19 protein-coding genes are annotated in these 17,849 nt (G+C 68.6%); 5 read left to right on the top strand and 14 right to left on the bottom strand.

Translation table 11 applies throughout. The features are described from left to right. Position 1: 1 nt before the first annotated feature. Both ACNUDN_RS21430 and ACNUDN_RS21425 read right to left on the bottom strand, forming a co-directional pair. Entirely contained in the window at positions 2-469 is a 468-nt protein-coding gene (locus ACNUDN_RS21430) for a DUF4383 domain-containing protein (RefSeq protein ID WP_419123769.1), read from the bottom strand. Positions 470-591: 122 nt separating this feature from the next. After that, positions 592-2,463, bottom strand: coding sequence for a propionyl-CoA synthetase (locus tag ACNUDN_RS21425; RefSeq protein WP_419123768.1), 1,872 nt, complete (start codon positions 2,461-2,463; stop codon positions 592-594). Positions 2,464-2,500: 37 nt separating this feature from the next. Between ACNUDN_RS21425 and ACNUDN_RS21420 the strand changes: the two genes are divergently transcribed. Further along, positions 2,501-3,379, top strand: a complete 879-nt coding sequence (locus tag ACNUDN_RS21420; RefSeq protein ID WP_419123767.1) for an alpha/beta fold hydrolase — start codon at positions 2,501-2,503, stop codon at positions 3,377-3,379. A 4-nt stretch (positions 3,380-3,383) separates the two neighbouring features. Here the strand turns inward: ACNUDN_RS21420 and ACNUDN_RS21415 are convergent, their stop codons facing one another. The 7 genes from ACNUDN_RS21415 to ACNUDN_RS21385 form a co-directional block, all read right to left on the bottom strand. Next, positions 3,384-4,076 carry a response regulator gene (locus ACNUDN_RS21415; protein ID WP_419123766.1) on the bottom strand — a complete coding sequence of 231 codons (693 nt, stop codon included), beginning with the start codon at positions 4,074-4,076 and terminating at the stop codon, positions 3,384-3,386. Further along, complete coding sequence (locus ACNUDN_RS21410) at positions 4,073-6,679, bottom strand: DUF4118 domain-containing protein (protein ID WP_419123765.1); 2,607 nt, start codon at positions 6,677-6,679, stop codon at positions 4,073-4,075. The genes ACNUDN_RS21415 and ACNUDN_RS21410 overlap by 4 nt, the downstream gene beginning before the upstream one ends. Further along, a complete protein-coding gene (locus ACNUDN_RS21405) occupies positions 6,627-7,502 on the bottom strand; it encodes a potassium-transporting ATPase subunit C (protein WP_419123764.1) in 876 nt (291 codons plus the stop codon). The genes ACNUDN_RS21410 and ACNUDN_RS21405 overlap by 53 nt, the downstream gene beginning before the upstream one ends. Positions 7,503-7,504: 2 nt before the next feature. Beyond that, positions 7,505-9,562: a potassium-transporting ATPase subunit KdpB gene (kdpB, locus tag ACNUDN_RS21400; protein WP_419125251.1), complete on the bottom strand. Its 2,058-nt coding sequence runs from the start codon at positions 9,560-9,562 to the stop codon at positions 7,505-7,507. Positions 9,563-9,696: 134 nt separating this feature from the next. Then, positions 9,697-11,367: a potassium-transporting ATPase subunit KdpA gene (gene kdpA, locus ACNUDN_RS21395; protein ID WP_419123763.1), complete on the bottom strand. Its 1,671-nt coding sequence runs from the start codon at positions 11,365-11,367 to the stop codon at positions 9,697-9,699. Further along, a complete protein-coding gene (kdpF, locus tag ACNUDN_RS21390) occupies positions 11,367-11,468 on the bottom strand; it encodes a K(+)-transporting ATPase subunit F (RefSeq protein WP_419123762.1) in 102 nt (33 codons plus the stop codon). Before kdpF ends, kdpA begins: the two co-directional genes overlap by 1 nt. Continuing rightward, complete coding sequence (locus ACNUDN_RS21385) at positions 11,450-11,548, bottom strand: potassium-transporting ATPase (protein WP_419123761.1); 99 nt, start codon at positions 11,546-11,548, stop codon at positions 11,450-11,452. Before ACNUDN_RS21385 ends, kdpF begins: the two co-directional genes overlap by 19 nt. A gap of 226 nt (positions 11,549-11,774) precedes the next feature. On the opposite strand from ACNUDN_RS21385, the gene ACNUDN_RS21380 reads away from it, so the two are divergent. Then, a complete protein-coding gene (locus ACNUDN_RS21380; RefSeq protein WP_419123760.1) occupies positions 11,775-12,443 on the top strand; it encodes a type III PLP-dependent enzyme domain-containing protein in 669 nt (222 codons plus the stop codon). 5 nt (positions 12,444-12,448) lie between these two features. On the opposite strand, the gene ACNUDN_RS21375 is transcribed toward ACNUDN_RS21380, so the two are convergent. Then, the gene (locus tag ACNUDN_RS21375; RefSeq protein ID WP_419123759.1) at positions 12,449-12,709 is read right to left on the bottom strand and encodes a hypothetical protein; all 261 of its coding nucleotides are present in this window, start codon (positions 12,707-12,709) and stop codon (positions 12,449-12,451) included. A gap of 75 nt (positions 12,710-12,784) precedes the next feature. After that, complete coding sequence (locus ACNUDN_RS21370) at positions 12,785-13,060, bottom strand: DUF4235 domain-containing protein (RefSeq protein WP_419123758.1); 276 nt, start codon at positions 13,058-13,060, stop codon at positions 12,785-12,787. A 152-nt stretch (positions 13,061-13,212) separates the two neighbouring features. Between ACNUDN_RS21370 and ACNUDN_RS21365 the strand changes: the two genes are divergently transcribed. Both ACNUDN_RS21365 and ACNUDN_RS21360 read left to right on the top strand, forming a co-directional pair. Next, the gene (locus ACNUDN_RS21365) at positions 13,213-13,728 is read left to right on the top strand and encodes a DUF6328 family protein (protein WP_419123757.1); all 516 of its coding nucleotides are present in this window, start codon (positions 13,213-13,215) and stop codon (positions 13,726-13,728) included. Positions 13,729-13,836: 108 nt separating this feature from the next. Beyond that, positions 13,837-14,634 carry an SDR family oxidoreductase gene (locus ACNUDN_RS21360; RefSeq protein WP_419125250.1) on the top strand — a complete coding sequence of 266 codons (798 nt, stop codon included), beginning with the start codon at positions 13,837-13,839 and terminating at the stop codon, positions 14,632-14,634. A 7-nt stretch (positions 14,635-14,641) separates the two neighbouring features. On the opposite strand, the gene ACNUDN_RS21355 is transcribed toward ACNUDN_RS21360, so the two are convergent. The 3 genes from ACNUDN_RS21355 to ACNUDN_RS21345 are packed head-to-tail and all read right to left on the bottom strand — an operon-like array spanning position 14,642 to position 16,424. After that, a complete protein-coding gene (locus ACNUDN_RS21355; RefSeq protein WP_419123756.1) occupies positions 14,642-15,340 on the bottom strand; it encodes a pyrimidine reductase family protein in 699 nt (232 codons plus the stop codon). Next, positions 15,337-15,801 (bottom strand): flavin reductase family protein, encoded by a 465-nt coding sequence (locus ACNUDN_RS21350; RefSeq protein ID WP_419125249.1) that lies wholly within the window; start codon positions 15,799-15,801, stop codon positions 15,337-15,339. The genes ACNUDN_RS21355 and ACNUDN_RS21350 overlap by 4 nt, the downstream gene beginning before the upstream one ends. Before the next feature lie 44 nt (positions 15,802-15,845). Then, positions 15,846-16,424 carry a hemerythrin domain-containing protein gene (locus tag ACNUDN_RS21345; RefSeq protein ID WP_419123755.1) on the bottom strand — a complete coding sequence of 193 codons (579 nt, stop codon included), beginning with the start codon at positions 16,422-16,424 and terminating at the stop codon, positions 15,846-15,848. A 169-nt stretch (positions 16,425-16,593) separates the two neighbouring features. Here ACNUDN_RS21345 and ACNUDN_RS21340 point away from each other — a divergent pair, with 169 nt between their 5' ends. Then, positions 16,594-17,775 (top strand): zinc-dependent alcohol dehydrogenase, encoded by a 1,182-nt coding sequence (locus tag ACNUDN_RS21340; protein ID WP_419123754.1) that lies wholly within the window; start codon positions 16,594-16,596, stop codon positions 17,773-17,775. Positions 17,776-17,849: the final 74 nt, after the last annotated feature.

The raw sequence follows: 17,849 nt of genomic DNA, 5'->3' as shown, positions 1-17,849 counted from the left end.
TCTAGTGCGATGGGGCCCGCCGAATCCGGGGGCGCCGCTTCGTCGGATCGTGCTGGCCGGCCAACGTGACCGCGAGCAGAACCATCACCCCGCCGAGCCCCAGATGCAGCAGATTGGTGGCGGTGTTGAGCGGGATGACGTGTGCCTCGCTGCCGAATTCGATGAGCGCGCCGTACAGCCACAGCCCGAGATAGAGCACACCACCGCCCAACAGGTAGGCTCGCGAGCCGGCATAGCTGCGCGCGAAACGGAATCCGGCCACGCCCAACAGGATATGGACGATGTTGACCACAGCGCAGACCGCGAAGGTGCCGAAGAGGCTGGCGCCGGAATGCCTGCCGACCCAACCGAGCTGATCGAGGTCGGCGGTGACACCGGGGATGAAACCCAGGATGCCGACCGCTGTCAGCACGATCGCCATCAGCACCGCCGCGCCCTGCACCGCCATGTATTTCGGCTTCGACGCCACGGCCCGCCTCCCTCCCGAACGCATATTGACGTGCGTGCTGGGGAGATACCCATGTTGGCCGGTGCGTAACACCGCGGTGCGTCGGCCGTGGTGCGTCGGCCGTGTGCGTCGGCCGGCGTGCGTCAGCCGCGCAGGATCGGCGCGAGCGCGTCGAGCACGCCCGGATCCTCGATGGTCGACGGCACCGGCTCGTCGCGGCCGGCGGCGATACCGCGCATGGTTTTGCGCAGGATCTTGCCCGACCGGGTCTTGGGCAGCGCCGGGACGACGTCGACGAGCTTGAACGCCGCGACCGCGCCGATCTCGTCGCGCACCAGCTGGACCAGCTCGTCGGCCAGACCGTCGGTCGACGCTCCGGCCTTGACGACGACCAGCCCGCGTGGCGCCTGCCCCTTGATCTCGTCGGCCACCCCGATCACGGCGCACTCGGCGACCGCGGGATGGGTCGCAAGCACCTCTTCGATCGCGCCGGTCGACAACCGGTGTCCGGCCACGTTGATGACGTCGTCGATGCGGCCCATCACGAACAGGTAGCCGTCCTCGTCGAACCGGCCACCGTCGCCGGTCAGGTAGTAGCCGGGATGCTCGGTCAGATAGGACGCCTGGTAGCGGTCGTCGGCGTTCCACAGCGTGGGGAGCGTGCCGGGCGGCAGGGGCAGCCGGATGCAGATCGCCCCGTCCTGGCCCCGCTCGCACTCGTGCCCGTGGTCATGCAGGATGCGCACGTCGTAGCCCGGCATCGGCACCGTGGGTGAGCCCGCTTTGATCGGAAGTGCTTCTGTGCCCATCGGATTGGCCGCGATGGCCCACCCGGTCTCGGTCTGCCACCAGTGGTCGACGACGGGGATGCCGAGTTTGTCTGTCGCCCAGTGATAGGTGTCGGGGTCGAGACGTTCACCGGCCAGGAACAGGTATTTCAGGCCCGACAGGTCGTAGTCGCCGACATACTTGCCCTCCGGGTCCTCCTTGCGGATCGCGCGGATCGCCGTCGGCGCGGTGAACAGCGCCTTGACGCCGTGCTCGGCGGCCACCCGCCAGAACGCGCCGGGGTTGGGGGTGCCGACCGGCTTGCCCTCGTAGAGCACGGTGGTGGCACCGACCAGCAGCGGCGCGTAGACGATGTAGGAGTGGCCCACCACCCAGCCGACGTCGGAGGCCGCCCAGAAGACGTCGCCGGGTGCGATGTCGTAGATGTGGCGCATGCTCCACGACAGCGCCACCGCATGGCCGCCGTTGTCGCGGACGATGCCCTTGGGTTTGCCCGTGGTGCCGGAGGTGTAGAGCACGTACAGCGGGTCGGTGGCGGCGACGGGAACCGGGTCGACGGGCTCGGCATCCGCCATCACATCGGCCCAGGCCAGGTCGCGGCCTTCGACGAGGTCGCAACGATGCCGATCTCGTTGCACCACTACGCAATGCCGCGGGGGATAGCGGGTCATGCCGATCGCCGCGTCGAGCATCGGCTTGTACTCCACGATCCGGCCGGGTTCGATTCCGCACGACGCCGAGACCACCACGGTCGGGCGGACGTCGTCGATGCGGACCGCGAGTTCGTGCGGTGCGAAGCCGCCGAACACCACCGAGTGCACGGCCCCCAGGCGGGCGCAGGCCAGCATCGCGATGACCGCCTCGGGGATCATCGGCATGTAGATCACCACGCGGTCGCCCTTGCCGACGCCGAGCGTGCGCAGCGCGCCGGCGAAGCGGGCGGTCTGATCGAGCAGTTCGGCGTAGGTGTAGGTGCGCTTGGTGTCGGTGACGGCCGAGTCGTAGATCAGGGCCGGCCGGCCGGCCTGCCCGCCGTCGACATGCCGGTCCAGCGCGTTGGCGCAGGTGTTCAGCTCGGCGTCGGGGAACCACCGGTAGAAGGGCGGGTTGTCGTCGTCGAGGATCCGCTGCGGGGCTCGTGTCCAGGTCACAGCCTCGGCGGCGGCGCCCCAGAAGGCGACGGGGTCGTTGATGCTGGCGTCGAAGAGGTCTCGGTACCCGGGCATATCAGCACCGTAGACCCTTCCGATTACTCTCAGGGTCATGACGAACCAACCCCCGCCGATCGGAGGGGTGCGCCGCCACCGCGTCACCGTCCGAGGGGTCGATTTCCACGTGACCGAGGCCGGACCCGAGGACGGCAGGCCGGTGCTGGCGCTGCACGGCTGGCCGCAGCACCACTGGGTGTACCGGGATCTGCTCGCCGATCCGCCGGCCGGCCTGCGCATCATCGCCCCGGATCTGCCCGGCTACGGATGGTCCGGGCCGCCGCCGCACCGGTGGGCCAAGGAGGACGTGGTCACCGATCTGGTGGCGCTGATGGATGCCATGGGCCTGGAGCGGGTACTGCTGGTGGGCCACGATTGGGGTGGCTTCCTGGGACATCTGCTGACACTGCGGGTGCCCGAGCGCATCGACGGCTATCTGGCGCTCAACATCGCCCATCCCTGGGTGCCGCCCAAGGTCATGGCGCGACACGCGTGGCGGTTCCTGATGTATCAGCCGCTGATCGCGATCGCCGGGGTGCCGGTGCAGCGGCACACCGGCTTCCTGGACCGCGCCTACCGGCAGGTCTCCGAGGTGGACGCACAGACGGCGCGGGTGTACACCGAGCGGTTCCGCGACCCGGTGGTGGCCCGCACCGCCCGCGACACGTACCGCACGTTCCTGGTCCGGGAGATCCCGCGATTGACCCGCTCCGGTGAGCGGCGACGCTCCACGGTGCCGACCCGGGTGTTGTTCGGCCGCAACGACGCCGCGATCGCCCCGGAGCTGGCCGCGGCGGAGACCGCGCGAGCCGACGACTACACCCTGGAGTTGATCGACGGCGGGCACTTCATCGTCGACGAACGCCCGGACCTGGTGCGTGACCGGTTGATCACGCTGGCCGCCGAGGTCCCGGCCGGACCTCGCGCGGAATAGCGGCTCACTGCTGGAAGCGGTAGCCCATACCCGCCTCGGTGAGCAGGTGCACCGGATGCGCCGGGTCGTCTTCGAGCTTGCGCCGCAACTGCGCCAGATAGACCCGCAGATAGTGGGTTTCCTTGGCGTAGGCGGGGCCCCACACCTCCTTGAGCAGTTCCTCGCGCCCGACCAGTTTGCCGCGGTGTCGGACCAGCATCTCCAGCATGCCCCACTCGGTGGGTGTCAGATGTACTTCGGCGCCGTTCTTGGTCACCCGCTTCGCGCCGAGGTCGACGGTGAACGACGGCGTCTCGACGACCGGCTCGTCGGTGTCCGCCGCGGTGGCGCCGCGCCGTACGGCCGCCCGTAACCGGGCCAGGAACTCGTCCATACCAAAGGGTTTGGTGACGTAGTCATCGGCGCCGGCATCGAGTGCCTCGACCTTGTCCGAGGAGTCGCTGCGAGCGGAGAGCACGATGACCGGGGCCGACAGCCAGCCGCGCAAGCCGCCCAGCACCTCGATTCCCGACATGTCGGGCAGGCCGAGGTCGAGGATCACCACATCCGGTTTGTGGTCGGCTGCGGTGGTCAGCGCCTCGGCGCCGGTGGCCGCGGTGCGCACGTCGTAGCCGCGCACCGACAGGTTGATCCGCAGCGCCCGCAGGATCTGCGGTTCGTCGTCGACGACGAGCACCCTGGTCTTGGCCGGGGTCATCGTGGAGCCGCCAGCTCGATCTCGACGGTAAGCCCCCCACCCGGGGTGTCGGTGGCCCAGATCGTGCCTCCCATCGCCTCGACGAAGCCCCGGGCCACCGAGAGACCCAGGCCGACACCGCTGCTGGTGTCCTGATCTCCGAGCCGCTGAAACGGTGCGAACAGCCGGGTCTCGGCGCCGCGGGCGATCCCGGGGCCCTCGTCGGCGATCGCGACCAGTATCCGATCGCCGACGCGACCGGCCGACACACGGACCGGGCTGTCGGGGGCGTAGCGCAGGGCGTTGTCGATCAGGTTGGCCAGCACCCGCTCCAGCAGGCCGCTGTCGGCCAGTGCGACGGTGCCGCCGACCTCCACCTTCACCCGGTCCAGTGGGGTCCGCAATCCGGTACTGCCGCGGCTGATTCCGAGCAGTGCCCGTGGTACCGCCTCCTCCAGGTACACCGGTCGCAGATCGGGCCGCACCACGCCTGCGGCCAGCCGCGACGAGTCCAGCAGGTTGCCGACCAGACCCGAAAGCGCATCGATGGACTCCTCGACGGTCGCCAGGAGTTCGGCGGTGTCCTCCGGCGAGAAGCCGACGTCCTCGCTGCGCAGGCTCGATACGGCGGCCTTGGCCGCGGCCAGCGGGGTGCGCAGGTCATGGCTGACCGCCGACAGCAGCGAGCGGCGCAGTTCGTCGGCGCGCGCGATGGCCTCCGCTTTGCCTGCCTCTGCCGCGAGCTCGCGCTGCCTGGCCAGTCCTGCGGCCTGGTTGGCCACCGCGCTGAGCACCCGGCGATCGCGGGCGTCGAGACGTCGCCCGGCCATCAGCAGCCAGAACTCCTCGGGTTCGTCCTTGGATCCGACTTCGAGCGCGGTGTCTGCGTCCTCCACCGTCACGCACGGTTCGCGGCCGGCACAACCGACCACCCCGCCGCCGTGCGCCTGCCCGCGCAGCAGGCTCACCGATCGCTGGGAGTACACCTCGCGGACCCGCTCGAGCAAGGCGTTCAGGTCGGCTCCGCGCAGCACCGCGCCGGCGAACAACGCGAGCAGTTCGGCGTCCTGCGCGGCTCGGCGGGACTCGCGCGCCCGGTTCGCGGCGCCGTCGACGAGCGCGGCGACCGCGACGGCGACGACCAACAGCACCACGATCGTGATCGCGCTGTCGGGCTCGGAGATGGTGAAGGTGTATCTGGGCTCGGTGAGGAAGTAGTTGAGCAGCATGCCCGACAGCACGGCCGAAAGTGCCGCGGGCGCAACGCCGCCGAGGAGGGCGACAACCAGAACCCCGATGAAGAAGATTGCGCTTTCCCCGCCGATGCCCAGGAAGCGGTCCAGCACCAGGGCGGTGGCCGCGCAGATGGCGCCCGGCACTGCCAGGGCGGCCAGCCACGAGACGGCATGACGTTGCCGCGGAGACACCCGGGCCCAGAGTGATTCCCCGCCCGCCTGCTCGTGGGTCACCATGTGGACGTCGATCCGACCCGACTTCTGCACCACGGTGGCGCCGATGCCCTCGTCAAAGATTCGCGCCCATCGGGACCGCCGGGATGTTCCGAGCACCAACTGGGTGGCGTTCATCTCTCGCGCGAAATCGAGCAGCGCCGCCGGCACGTCGTCGCCGACGACGGTGTGCAGGGTGGCGCCGAGGCTGGCGGTGAGTTCGCGAACCCGGCCCATCTGGGGAGCGGAGATTCCGGACAAGCCGTCGCCCCGCGCCACGTGGAGGACCATCAGCTCGGCGCTGGATTTCGACGCGATGCGAGAAGCCCTGCGCACCAGGGTTTCGGACTCCGGCCCGCCGGTGACCGCGACGACCACGCGTTCGCGCGCCTCCCAGGTGTCGGTGATGCGGTTGTCGGCGCGGTACTTCTCCAGCGCCGCATCGACCTGGTCGGCCAGCCACAACAATGCCAGCTCGCGCAACGCGGTGAGGTTGCCGCGGCGAAAGTAGTTCGACAGCGCTGCGTCGACCCGCTCGGGCGCATAGACATTTCCGTGGGCGAGCCTGCGCCGCAACGCTTCCGGGGTGATGTCCACCAGCTCGACCTGATCGGCGGCACGCACCACTTCGTCGGGCACCGTCTCCTGCTGCTCGATCCCGGTGATCTGGGTGACGACGTCATTGAGGCTCTCCAGGTGCTGCACGTTGACGGTGGTGATCACCGTGATACCGGCGGCGAGCAGTTCCTCGATGTCCTGCCAGCGTTTGGCGTTGCGGCTTCCAGGGGTGTTGGTGTGGGCGAGCTCGTCGACGAGCACCACCGCGGGGTTGCGGCGCTTTACCGCCTCGACGTCGAGTTCGGCGAACTCGCGCCCGCGGTAGGGGATCATCGCGGCGGGGACGGTCTCGATGCCTGCGAACAGTTCGGCGGTCTTCTTGCGGCCGTGGGTTTCGACAACGGCGGCGACCACGTCGGTGCCGCGCTCGAGGCGTCGGTGTGCCTCGCCGAGCATGGCGTAGGTCTTGCCGACCCCGGGTGCCGCACCCAGGTAGATGCGCAGCTCTCCGCGTTTGGGCTGCTGCGATGGTGGTTCCGCCACGGGTTCATCATCCACTGTGTGATCAGCCCCCGTCCGGGATCGTCCCGTCCAGGGCAAGGTTGAGCTCAAGCACATTGACCCGGGGCTCGCCGAGGAATCCGAGGGTGCGTCCGTCGGTGTGCCGGTCGACGAGCGCACGCACCAGTTCGGGGTCCAGGCCGCGGGCTCGGGCCACGCGGTCTACCTGGAGGGCGGCGTAGCCGGGGGAGATGTGCGGGTCCAATCCGCTGCCACTGGCGGTGACGGCGTCGGCGGGCACCGCCGGGTGGGCCGATGCGGAACCCCGGATCGGCACCAGCTGTCCGAGGCGGTGATCCTCGCCGGGGGTCGCGCATTCCACCCGAACACCCAGGTACGTCTCGACGAACGGCGTCGGCGTGTCGCTGCACGGCTCGTTGACGCTGACGACGCGGGTCGGGTGTGCAACGCCGCCCCCGGCGTCGCGCGGTCCGAGCACCGACAGCACCGCCCCCACCCCGGTCTCGGTGCAGAACGGCCGCGCACCGTCCACCTCGTCGAGTTCGCCGACCGCGCGGCTGCGGGCACACACCTGCGTCAGCAGGCTCGGCTGCCCGGGCCGGTCGACGATGTCTTCCGGTCCGAGGTTGCTCGCGCCGGTCGAGAGTGGATCGTATCCGTCCCCGGCCTGTGAGGGTCGGCCCTGGAAGTACTGCGGCAGCGGGACGCCGTCGGCATCGGTGTACAGCTGGCCGATGAGGCGGCTGCCGACTGGTGCCCCGGCGGCGTCGAGGACCGAGCCGTCGGCCTTGTCGGACAGCACAGGAAGCTGGGCGATGACCCAGATCAGCAGCGGATAGGCCAGTCCGAGCATGACCGTGAAGAGCAGCAGCGCGCGAAGTGCCGCCCAGTGCCGGCGGACGATGGTGGAGGTTCTCATGCTCACATTCCCGGGAAGAGTGCGACGAACAGGTCGATGACTTTGATGCCGAGGAACGGCGCGACGAGCCCGCCGAGCCCGAATACGGCGAGGTTGCGGCTCAGCAGCTTCGATGCGCTGCCGGGGGTGTAGCGAACACCGCGCAGCGACAACGGGATCAGCGCGACGATGACGATGGCGTTGAAGATGACCGCAGACAGGATGGCCGACTGCGGGCTGTGCAGCCGCATGACGTTGAGCAGATCCAGGCCGGGGAACAGCCCGACGAACAGCGCGGGGATGATCGCGAAGTACTTCGCGATGTCGTTGGCGATGGAGAAGGTGGTCAACGCGCCCCGGGTGATCAGCAGCTGCTTGCCGATCTCGACGATCTCGATCAGCTTGGTCGGGTCCGAATCGAGGTCGACCATGTTGCCGGCCTCTTTGGCCGCCGACGTGCCGCTGTTCATCGCGACACCGACGTCGGCCTGGGCGAGTGCGGGGGCATCGTTGGTGCCGTCCCCGGTCATCGCGACGAGTCGGCCGTCGGCCTGCTCCTTCTTGATCAGGGCCATCTTGTCTTCGGGGGTGGCTTCGGCGAGGAAGTCGTCCACCCCGGCCTCCTCGGCGATCGCCTTGGCGGTCAACGGGTTGTCACCGGTGATCATCACGGTGCGGATGCCCATCCGGCGCATCTCGTCGAAGCGCTCCCGCATGCCCTGTTTGACGACGTCCTTGAGATGGATCACACCGAGCGCGCGAGCCCGGCCGTCCTTGATCTCACCGACCGCCAGCGGCGTCCCGCCCGATGCCGAGACGCGGTCCACGATGTCGGCGAGTTCCGTTGGCACGGTGCCGCCTTCGGACCGGACCCAGTCGGCTACCGCGGTTGCCGCGCCTTTGCGCAGTTGGTGGTCGTCGAGATCGACGCCCGACATCCTGGTGGTCGCCGAGAACTCGATCCAGGTGGCGTGGGTGAGCTCACCGGCTGTGCGGGCCCGCAAGCCGAACTCTTGTTTGGCGAAGACGACGATGGAACGTCCCTCCGGTGTTTCGTCGGCGAGGCTGGACAACTGCGCGGCGTCGGCGAGCGCATCAGCGGCGACCGTGGTGAGCGGGATGAATTCGGCGGCTTGCCGGTTGCCGAGCGTGATGGTTCCGGTCTTGTCCAGCAAGAGGGTGTTGACGTCTCCGGCGGCTTCTACGGCGCGACCCGACATGGCGAGCACGTTGCGCTGGACGAGTCGGTCCATGCCGGCGATGCCGATGGCGCTCAACAGGGCGCCGATGGTGGTGGGTATCAGGCAGATGAGCAGCGCCACCAGGACGATGCCGGTGACACCGTTTTCGTTGAGCGCCAGGCTGTCCGGCACGCCGGGGTTGTTGGTCTGCGAGTAGATCGCCGGCGGTTGCAGGGTCACCACGGCGAACACGAAGATGATGGTCAGCGAGGCGAGCAGGATGTTCAGCGCGATCTCGTTCGGGGTCTTCTGCCGTTCGGCGCCTTCGACGAGCGCGATCATCCGGTCGATGAAGCTGTCCCCGGGCTTCTGCGTGATCTTCACGACGATGCGGTCGGACAGCACGGTGGTGCCGCCGGTGACGGCCGAGCGGTCACCGCCGGATTCCCGGATGACGGGCGCCGACTCGCCCGTGATCGCCGATTCATCCACCGACGCAATGCCTTCCACCACGTCGCCGTCACCGGGGATGGTCTGTCCAGCCTCGACGACCACGATGTCGCCCTGCTGGAGCAGAGCTGCCGCGATCTGTTCCTCGGTCACGTCCGGCGGGGTCGTCCCGGTGTTGCCGGGCGACCAGCCGGTGAGCCGGCGCGCCATCGTCGCGGTCTGGGTCTTGCGTAGGGTTTCGGCCTGGGCCTTCCCGCGGCCTTCGGCGACGGCCTCGGCGAGGTTGGCGAAGAGTACGGTGAGCCAGAGCCAACCGACGATCAGCCACGCGAACAAGCTCGGGTCGCCGAGGGCCAGCACCGTGCTCCACAGCGCCCCGATCTCGACGATGAACATCACCGGGTTACGCCACAGTGTGCGCGGGTCGAGTTTGCGCACCGCGTCCGGCATCGACCTCAACACCAGCGTCGGATTCAGCAGTCCGCCGCGGGTCTTGGTGCGTCCGCGGGTGACGGTGGCTTCACGCTCGGTCTCGAAGGCGCCGCCACCTTCACGCTCGTGCGAGTGCGGGGAATCGGTGACGGTCATACGTGGATCCCTTCGGCGAGTGGCCCGAGTGCGAGCATGGGCAGGAAGGTCAGGGCGACCAGGATCAGCGTCACGCCGGTGACCATGCCGACGAACTGCGGACGGTGGGTGGGCAACGTGCCCACCGACTCCGGGGTCCTGCCCTGCCTGGCCAGGGCGCCGGCGAGGGCGAGGGCGACGATGATGGGCAGGAACCGGCCGACCAGCATGGCCAGCCCGAGCGCGATGTTGTACCAGGTGGTGTCCACGCTCAGCCCGGCGAACGCCGACCCATTGTTGTTCGCCGCGGAGGTGAACGCATACAGCACCTCGGACAGGCCGTGCGGGCCGGTGTTGAGCATCGCGTCGCGTTGGCCGGGCATCGCCGACGCCACCGCGGTCCCGGTCAGCACGATCAGCGGGGTGATCAGGAAATATGTTGCAGCCAGCTTGATCTCGCGCGGGGTGATCTTCTTACCGAGGTATTCCGGGGTTCGCCCGACCATCAGGCCGGCGACGAACACCGTGATGATCGCCAGGATCAGCATGCCGTACAGACCGGATCCGACACCGCCGGGCGCCACTTCGCCGAGTTGCATGTTGAACAGCAACATCAGCCCGCCGAGGCTGGTGTAGGAGTCGTGGAACGAGTTCACCGCACCTGTCGAGGTCAGCGTGGTGCTCGCGGCGAACACCGCCGAATTGGCCACGCCGAAGCGCTGTTCCACGCCTTCGAGGGAACCGCCGGCCGCCGTCGGGACGGTGCCGTGGTGTTGCAGTTGGAAGAACATGGTCAGGCCGACGCTGATGACCGCGATGACCGACATCACGGCCACGATTGCCAGTCCCTGCCGGGTGCTGCCCACCATCCGGCCGAACATCCGTGGCATCGAGAAGGCGATGACCAGCAGCAGGAAGTTCTCGATCCAGTTGGTCCACGGGGTGGGGTTTTCGAACGGATGCGAGGAGTTGGCGTTGAAGAAGCCACCGCCGTTGGTGCCGAGTTCCTTGATGACCTCCTGGCTGGCGACCGGACCGCCGGGGATGGTCTGTTGCGCACCGGCCAGCGTCGTGACGATCTGGTCGTGCGGTGCGAAGTTCTGGATGACACCGCCGGCGATCAGGATGATCGCCCCGACGATCGAGATCGGCAGCAGGATCCGGCACGCTCCCCGCACCAGGTCGACCCAGAAGTTGCCGAGGTCGGCGGTGCTGCGGCGGGCCAGACCACGCACGAACGCCACCGCCACGGCCATGCCGACGGCGGCCGAGACGAAGTTCTGCACCGACAGCCCGGCCATCTGCACCAGATGGCTCTGGGTGGACTCGCCGGAGTACGCCTGCCAGTTGGTGTTGGTGACGAAGCTGACCGCGGTGTTCCACGCCAGGGCGGGGGTCATCTCGGTGGCCGGATCGAGGGCGAGCGGAAGTCTGCCCTGCACCAGCTGGAGCGCGAACAGCAGCAGCACACCGACTGCGGAGAACGCGAGCACGCTGCGCGCGTAGGCGCCCCAGGTCTGCTCGGCGTCCGGGTCCGCGCCGATGAGGCGGTAGATGAGACGTTCTGCGCGGGAGTCCGCGGTGGTGTTGTAGACGCGGTACATGTAGTCGCCCAGCGGTACGTGCACCGCAGCGAGCGCCATCAGCAGCGAGACCGGGAACAGGATTCCCGCGAGGGTGCCGCTCATCAGAACCGCTCCGGGAACAGCAGCGCCGCGAACAGGTACACCACGAGGAGCGCGGCGATGGCCAGGCCGACCAGGTTCTGGGTCACAGGGTTTCGACCCACTTCTGGATCAGGCCGAGCGCGGTGAAGACCGCGACGGTCAGCAGCACGTAGACGAGGACGGACAGCACGGGTATCGGCACTCCTGCACTTGTTGAGCAACCCCCGCCGGTGGTGGCGGGAAACGGAGACCAACGTATGCCCGACAGCTGCCCGCTGAGCTGGGCATTGACGGTTTCTTGACGGTGCGGTGCGGCGCTTTTACGGAGTTTTTGCGGGCGTCAAGAGGGCGTCAAATTCTGGGAATGCGCCGTCAGGGATCTGCATGGATCAGGGCGGACTGCCAGGTTGTGGGCGTACACCGAATTCATGACTGTTCTCGGCGCGCGCTCGGTTCCGCATCGGTTGCCCACCGCCATCCGCACCGCGCGGCGGGCGCTGCCGCTGGTCGGGTGCGGGCTGCCGGCCTCGGCACTGGGGAATCCGGCGGTGGCCGGCTGGGTGCGTGGGCACGGGCTGGTGGTCACCGTGGCTGACGGCGGCGACCTGGACCTGGTGCGGGCCAGTGGGGTGTGTCCGACGCACGTGGTGCTGCGTTGCGGGGACGCCGGCACGATCCGGCGTGCGGCGGCATCGGGGGTGCAGCGTTTCGTGGTGTCCGAGGACCGCCACGTCGACGTCTTGGCGGGATGCCCGGCGTCGAGCAAGCACATCTACGTAGACGACCGCGGCCCCGCCGTGATCGGAGAGCGCCGGCTCGACATCGTCGGAATGCACTGCGACGTCGCCGATTCGGATGGGAGCGCCGAGTGGGGCGCGGCGGCGGAGCGTCTGCTGTCGCGGCTGGCATTGATGAGGCGCTGCGGTATGGCGCCGGCCCGCATCAGTTTGGGCGGTGGCCCGGTGGGCATGTGGCTGGCCGGGGGAGGGCGCCAACTGGTCGCGATCGCGTCGGCGGTCGACGACGCCCTCGAAGAGGGGTGTGCGCGCTGGCGGCTACCGCGGCCGGCGGTGACGCTGATGCCGCTGGGGCGGTGAGTCGGTCAGTTCCCGACCAGCCCGGCCGCCCGGGCACTCACCAGCATCCGGTCCCAGGCGTGCCCGCCGGCGACGAAAACCACCAGCGCAGTCGTCAGCGCGATCGACGACACCGCCCAGTAGGCGACCGGGGAGACCGCCCCGGGCGTCGCGAGCAACATCACACCGAGGCTCGCGGCGAGGGCGAACAGGGCGGTGAGCCAGGTGCGCCGTGTCTCGTCGGCCAGAGAGCGTCGTGCGTGCGGACCTTCGATGATGGCAGCCATGGTTCCACGGTGAGGCCGCTGGCTAAGAAGCTGCTCACCGATAACTGTGAAACAGCTATGAACTCGGCGCCGCAGCTACGCTGGCGGAGCCTCGTGGGTCACAGCGTGGTAACCGTGGGCGCTGGCCCGCTGAATCGAGGCCCGGACCAAGCCCATGATCAGACCCTGGATCGCGGCGGCGACCATGACGGTGGCGGTCGAGTGGCTGAGATCTTTCGGATCGGGCGGTTCGGGATCGTTGTCACCGATCCGCTTCCAGACCTGACCGAAGATCGACCCGGCCAGCAATCCGCCGCCGACTCCGGCGGCCACCGACAGCGGCGTGTACAGCGATCTCGCGATTCTGCTCATCGTCACTCCAATGTGTATGCGGCACAAGGACACCTGCACGCAGCACCAGGGCGATGCGCGTGCAGAACTGTCATACGTCCCTGACCGTCTACCCCGGCAGTGGCCGTCCAAACTCGGTGCGTCACGCCGCCGAAAATGGAAGGATCGGTCGAATGGAGGTAGACGGCGCGGACCGCGATGCGGATTGGGATCCCAGTCGGCGCAGCGAGACCGAGACCGAGCGGCTGGACCGGAACTGGGCCAGTCTGCTGCAGGAGCTGCGCGTGGTGCAGACCGGTGTCCAGCTGCTGACGGGATTCCTGTTGACGCTGCCGTTCCAGCAGCGGTTCGACATCTTGGACGGTCCGATGCAGCTGGTGTTCCTGGCCACCGTGTGTGCCGCGGTCGCCTCGACCGCGCTGCTGATCGCCCCGGTGGGCATGCACCGATTGCTGTTTCGTCGGCACCGTCTCGACTCGCTGGTGCGCGCGGCGCACCGGTGCGCGTACGCAGGGCTGGTGCTGCTGGCCCTCGCGGTGACCGGGGTCACCGTCATCATCTTCGACGCCGTCGCGGGACTGACCCCGGCCCTGGTGTCCGGGGCCTGCGCGCTGGCGTTGTTCACGGTGTTCTGGTTGGTGCTGCCGCTGATCATGCGCGACGGCCGCCGTGAACCCCGGACGCCGTAGATTCACCCGGCGGGTTTGTTTCGCCCGGCCGGCGCCGGGTACGCCTCCGCCGTGACCGACGATGTGACTCCCGATGCAGTGATTCCCTACCCCGGCGAAACCGCCGACATGGCACCCCGGCCCCGCGACGAGATGCGCGACTACACCGGTACCGGGCTGCTTGCCGGCAAACGCGCGCTGATCACCGGAGGAGATTCCGGCATCGGCAGAGCGGTGGCGATCGCGTTCGCCAAAGAGGGCGCCGATGTGGCCATCGCATACCTGGAGGAGGACGCCGACGCCAAACACACGGTGTCGTTGATCGAAGCGGCCGGACAGCGCGGGGTGCCCCTGCCCGGTGACCTCGCCGATGCCGCGCACTGCCGCGCCGTGGTCGAAGACACGGTCAAACAGCTTGGCGGACTGGACATCGTCGTCAACAACGTCGCCTTTCAGTCTCCGATGGACGATCTTGCCGAGATCAGCGACGAGCAGTGGCGGCGTACCTTCGCGGTGAACATCGACAGCTTCTTCCACGTCACCAAGGCGGCGCTGCAGCATCTGCCGGACGGGTCGGCGATCATCAACACCAGCTCGATCAACGGGCTGCGCGGCAACAAGTCCCTGATCGACTACTCGGCGACCAAGGGCGCGGTGATCGCGTTGACGTACTCGCTGGCACAGTCGCTGGCAGAGCGCAACATCCGCGTCAACTGTGTCGCACCGGGGCCGGTGTGGACGCCGTTGATCCCGGCGACCATGGACGCCGAGAAGACCGAGTCGTTCGGCGAGCAGGTGCCGATGGGCCGGGCCGCCCAACCGGACGAGATCGCGCCGTCCTACGTGTTCTTCGCGGCATCGCGGATGTCGTCGTACTACAGCGGTGAGGTGCTCGCCCCGATCGGTGGCGAAACCCTGCCGGGCTGAGCCGGTTTCACTGACGCTGGTACCGCAGATAGAGATAGTCGTCCGCGCCGACCAGCAGGTGCCCGAGCCGTAACCCCCTCGGCGCGGGCAAACCCGCCGGTGCGCCGCGGCCGATCTGCTGGTGCCCCGCCAGCCGTGGTGCCAGCGTCACGCACAGTTCGTCGACGAGGTCGGCAACCACCAGTTCGTCGAGCAGCGTGGGCCCGCCCTCGCACAGAATCCGGTGCATCCCCCGGTCGCGGAGCTGGCCGACGGCGTGGCTTATGTCCACGGTCTCATCCCCGGAGACGATGACGTCGAGATCGCGGCGGGCGTCGCGCGCCCCACGGGCGCAGGTCACCAGGATCGGCCGCGCGGTCAACAGTTTCTCGGGGAGCCGCCCGCTCGCCGACACCACGGCGATGGGGGGCGGATCGGCGCTGAGCCCCAACTGCTTTCGCTGGGCGGCGTGGTCGGCACGAAGCCGGACCGGTCCGTAATCCTCTGCGCGGGCGGTGCCGGCCCCGACCAGCACCACATCGGCGTAGGCGCGCAAGGCCAGTAGCAGCTGGTAGTCCGTCGGGCAGGAGAGCGGGCCTGCGCGGCCCGCAAAGCCTGCGGCGCCGTCGGCACTGAAGATCATGTTCGCGCGCAGACCCGGCGGCGCCGGTCGGTAACCGTGGTCCTCGGCGGCGCCGCCGGGGGCGAGCGTGTCGACGAGGGTCATGCCTGGTGCCCGGGCTCGATGTCGCGGACGTCGGAGAACGAGATCAGTTCGCCGAGTTCGTCCGGGGCGCAGCCGTCCACGGGCTCCAGCAGGTGCCCGACATGGTCGCCGAGATCGAAGCGCCGGAGCACCCGTCCGACGAACCACGCCGACGCCGCGTCGAGCACCGGCACACCGTGGGGGCCGTGATGCCAGGCGCACTGCGCGAATTTGTCGGTGGTGTCGCCGGTGGTGCCGCCGAACAGTTCGGCGACCTTGCGCTGCTCGCGGGGCAACAGGTGCACGGCGAGGTGTTCGGCGTCGCGGGCTACGGTGAACGTGTGGTTCTTCCGGGACAGCCCGACCAGGAACCGTGGCGGGTTGATGCTGGTCTGCGAGGTGAAGCCGACCAGGCAGCCGGATAGGCGGTCACCGGCTGCGGTGGTCACGACGAACATCGGATAGTCGAGCAGCGACACCATGCTGTTGAAGGCGGCGTCGGGGCTCTGATCAGTCACGATGGCGGTCAGGTGCGGCTGGTGCCGAACACCGGGCCCAGCGCGTCGCGGGCGCGGTCGAGCACCGAGGCGAACGGGCCGACGGCGAAGTTGGCCGCCGCGGATTCCACACCCGGGTGCGGGTGGGTGGGGGCGATGCGCTCGGCCACCGCGACGGCATCGGCGAGCTTGGCCAGCTCGTCGTCGCTCACGGCTGCCTCCAGCGCGGTGAACTCGAGTTCCTCTTCGTGCTTGGCGTGTTCGAGCACGGCAGCCTGCAGATGGATCAATGCCTTACTGAACTCGGCGCCGTCGATCGGCAGTGCCTCGATGTCGCGCAGCAACACCTTGGCCTCGTGCTCTTCGGCGAGCCGGTCGTCGACGATCTGGCGGCCGTCCTCTGCCTTGCGGCGCACTCGGGGGTGCACCACCATTTCCTCGGCCGTCTCGTGCACCGCGAGCATGGTCCGGAGCCGGGTGAACGCCTCCTGGCGAGTCGCCGCATCGGCGGCGTCGAGAGTTTCGACGAACAGCGCCCTGATGGACTCGTGTTGGGCTTTCAGGTAGTCGACAACGTCGCGGGCCGATCCGATTGTGGGTGCGGTCACTGTGGAACTCCTTGCTGCGGTGAACCTTTGGGCTGGCTGTCGCGGACGTCTGGGTGCGACGTCGCTCAGCGCTGCGATACCCGGGACGGCCGCGCGGAAAACCCGCCGCTCGGTGGCGACGCGGCCGCGGAAGCGTTTGGATCGGGTGTCACCGGGTAGTGACGGGCCCATGAAAGCAGTCACCTGGCACGGCAAGCGGGACGTCCGAGTCGACACCGTCCCGGATCCCACAATCGAAGAACCCACCGACGCGATCATCGAGGTGACGTCGACCAACATCTGTGGCTCTGATCTGCACCTTTATGAGGTGCTGGGCGCGTTCATGAACGAGGGCGACATCCTCGGCCACGAGCCGATGGGGGTGGTGCGCGAGGTGGGCACCGCGGTGTCCAATCTGTCGGTGGGGGACCGGGTGGTCATCCCGTTCCAGATCTCCTGCGGCCACTGCTTCATGTGTGATCAGAGCCTTTACACCCAGTGCGAGACCACCCAGGTGCGAGACCAGGGCATGGGCGCGGCGCTGTTCGGCTACTCCGAACTCTACGGATCGGTGCCCGGCGGCCAGGCCGAGTACCTGCGCGTGCCGCAGGCGCAGTTCACCCACATCAAGGTGCCCGACGGTCCACCCGATTCCCGGTTCGTGTACCTGTCCGACGTGCTGCCCACCGCCTGGCAGGCAGTGGCCTACGCCGGGGTGCCCGACGGCGGGACCGTGACGGTTCTCGGACTGGGCCCGATCGGCGACATGGCGGCGCGGATCGCCCAGCACCTGGGCTATCAGGTGTTCGCGGTGGACCTGGTGCCCGAGCGGCTGGCGCGCGCCACCGCGCGGGGCATCCAGGCCATCGACGCGTCCAACGTGGACGGATCCGTCGGTGATGAGGTGCGCCGGCTCACCGCCGGGCGCGGCAGCGACGCGGTGATCGACGCGGTCGGGATGGAGGCGCACGGTTCGCCGGTGGCCAAGGCCGCCCAGCAGGCGACCGCCCTGCTGCCTGACGCGATCGCCAAGCCGATGATGGAGAACGCCGGGGTGGACCGCCTGGACGCGCTCTACACCGCGATCGACTGTGTGCGACGCGGTGGGACCCTGTCGCTGATCGGCGTGTACGGCGGAATGGCCGACCCGTTGCCGATGCTGACGCTGTTCGACAAGCAGCTTCAGGTGCGGATGGGCCAGGCCAACGTCAAGAAGTGGGTCGACGACATCATGCCGCTTCTCACCGACGCCGATCCGCTGGGTGTGGATTCCTTTGCCACGCATGTGCTTCCGCTGGATCAAGCGCCGCACGCCTACGAGATCTTCCAGCAGAAGCAGGACGGCGCGGTGAAGGTGATCCTGCAGCCGTGAGCCGGCGGGGTTTATCGGTGGGGCGCCCGGGAAACCCGTGACGAAGCACTCGTTGAGGAGTAGGAGGCCGAGAT

Source organism: Mycobacterium sp. smrl_JER01 (assembly GCF_048513595.2).
Taxonomy (GTDB): Bacteria; Actinomycetota; Actinomycetes; order Mycobacteriales; family Mycobacteriaceae; genus Mycobacterium.
This window is presented reverse-complemented; position numbering and strand designations above follow the sequence as displayed.

Excerpts from the sequence above, each read along its gene's own strand:
- ACNUDN_RS21355 (WP_419123756.1), bottom strand. The coding sequence starts at position 15,340 with ATGACCCTCGTCGACACGCTCGCCCCCGGCGGCGCCGCCGAGGACCAC.
- ACNUDN_RS21420 (WP_419123767.1), top strand. The coding sequence starts at position 2,501 with ATGACGAACCAACCCCCGCCGATCGGAGGGGTGCGCCGCCACCGCGTC.
- ACNUDN_RS21375 (WP_419123759.1), bottom strand. The coding sequence starts at position 12,709 with ATGGCTGCCATCATCGAAGGTCCGCACGCACGACGCTCTCTGGCCGAC.
- ACNUDN_RS21370 (WP_419123758.1), bottom strand. The coding sequence starts at position 13,060 with ATGAGCAGAATCGCGAGATCGCTGTACACGCCGCTGTCGGTGGCCGCC.
- ACNUDN_RS21360 (WP_419125250.1), top strand. The coding sequence starts at position 13,837 with ATGGCACCCCGGCCCCGCGACGAGATGCGCGACTACACCGGTACCGGG.
- ACNUDN_RS21380 (WP_419123760.1), top strand. The coding sequence starts at position 11,775 with ATGACTGTTCTCGGCGCGCGCTCGGTTCCGCATCGGTTGCCCACCGCC.
- ACNUDN_RS21340 (WP_419123754.1), top strand. The coding sequence starts at position 16,594 with ATGAAAGCAGTCACCTGGCACGGCAAGCGGGACGTCCGAGTCGACACC.
- kdpB (WP_419125251.1), bottom strand. The coding sequence starts at position 9,562 with ATGCCGGACGCGGTGCGCAAACTCGACCCGCGCACACTGTGGCGTAAC.
- ACNUDN_RS21365 (WP_419123757.1), top strand. The coding sequence starts at position 13,213 with ATGGAGGTAGACGGCGCGGACCGCGATGCGGATTGGGATCCCAGTCGG.
- ACNUDN_RS21405 (WP_419123764.1), bottom strand. The coding sequence starts at position 7,502 with ATGAGAACCTCCACCATCGTCCGCCGGCACTGGGCGGCACTTCGCGCG.
- ACNUDN_RS21410 (WP_419123765.1), bottom strand. The coding sequence starts at position 6,679 with ATGTGCTTGAGCTCAACCTTGCCCTGGACGGGACGATCCCGGACGGGG.
- ACNUDN_RS21425 (WP_419123768.1), bottom strand. The coding sequence starts at position 2,463 with ATGCCCGGGTACCGAGACCTCTTCGACGCCAGCATCAACGACCCCGTC.
- kdpA (WP_419123763.1), bottom strand. The coding sequence starts at position 11,367 with ATGAGCGGCACCCTCGCGGGAATCCTGTTCCCGGTCTCGCTGCTGATG.
- ACNUDN_RS21350 (WP_419125249.1), bottom strand. The coding sequence starts at position 15,801 with ATGGTGTCGCTGCTCGACTATCCGATGTTCGTCGTGACCACCGCAGCC.
- ACNUDN_RS21415 (WP_419123766.1), bottom strand. The coding sequence starts at position 4,076 with ATGACCCCGGCCAAGACCAGGGTGCTCGTCGTCGACGACGAACCGCAG.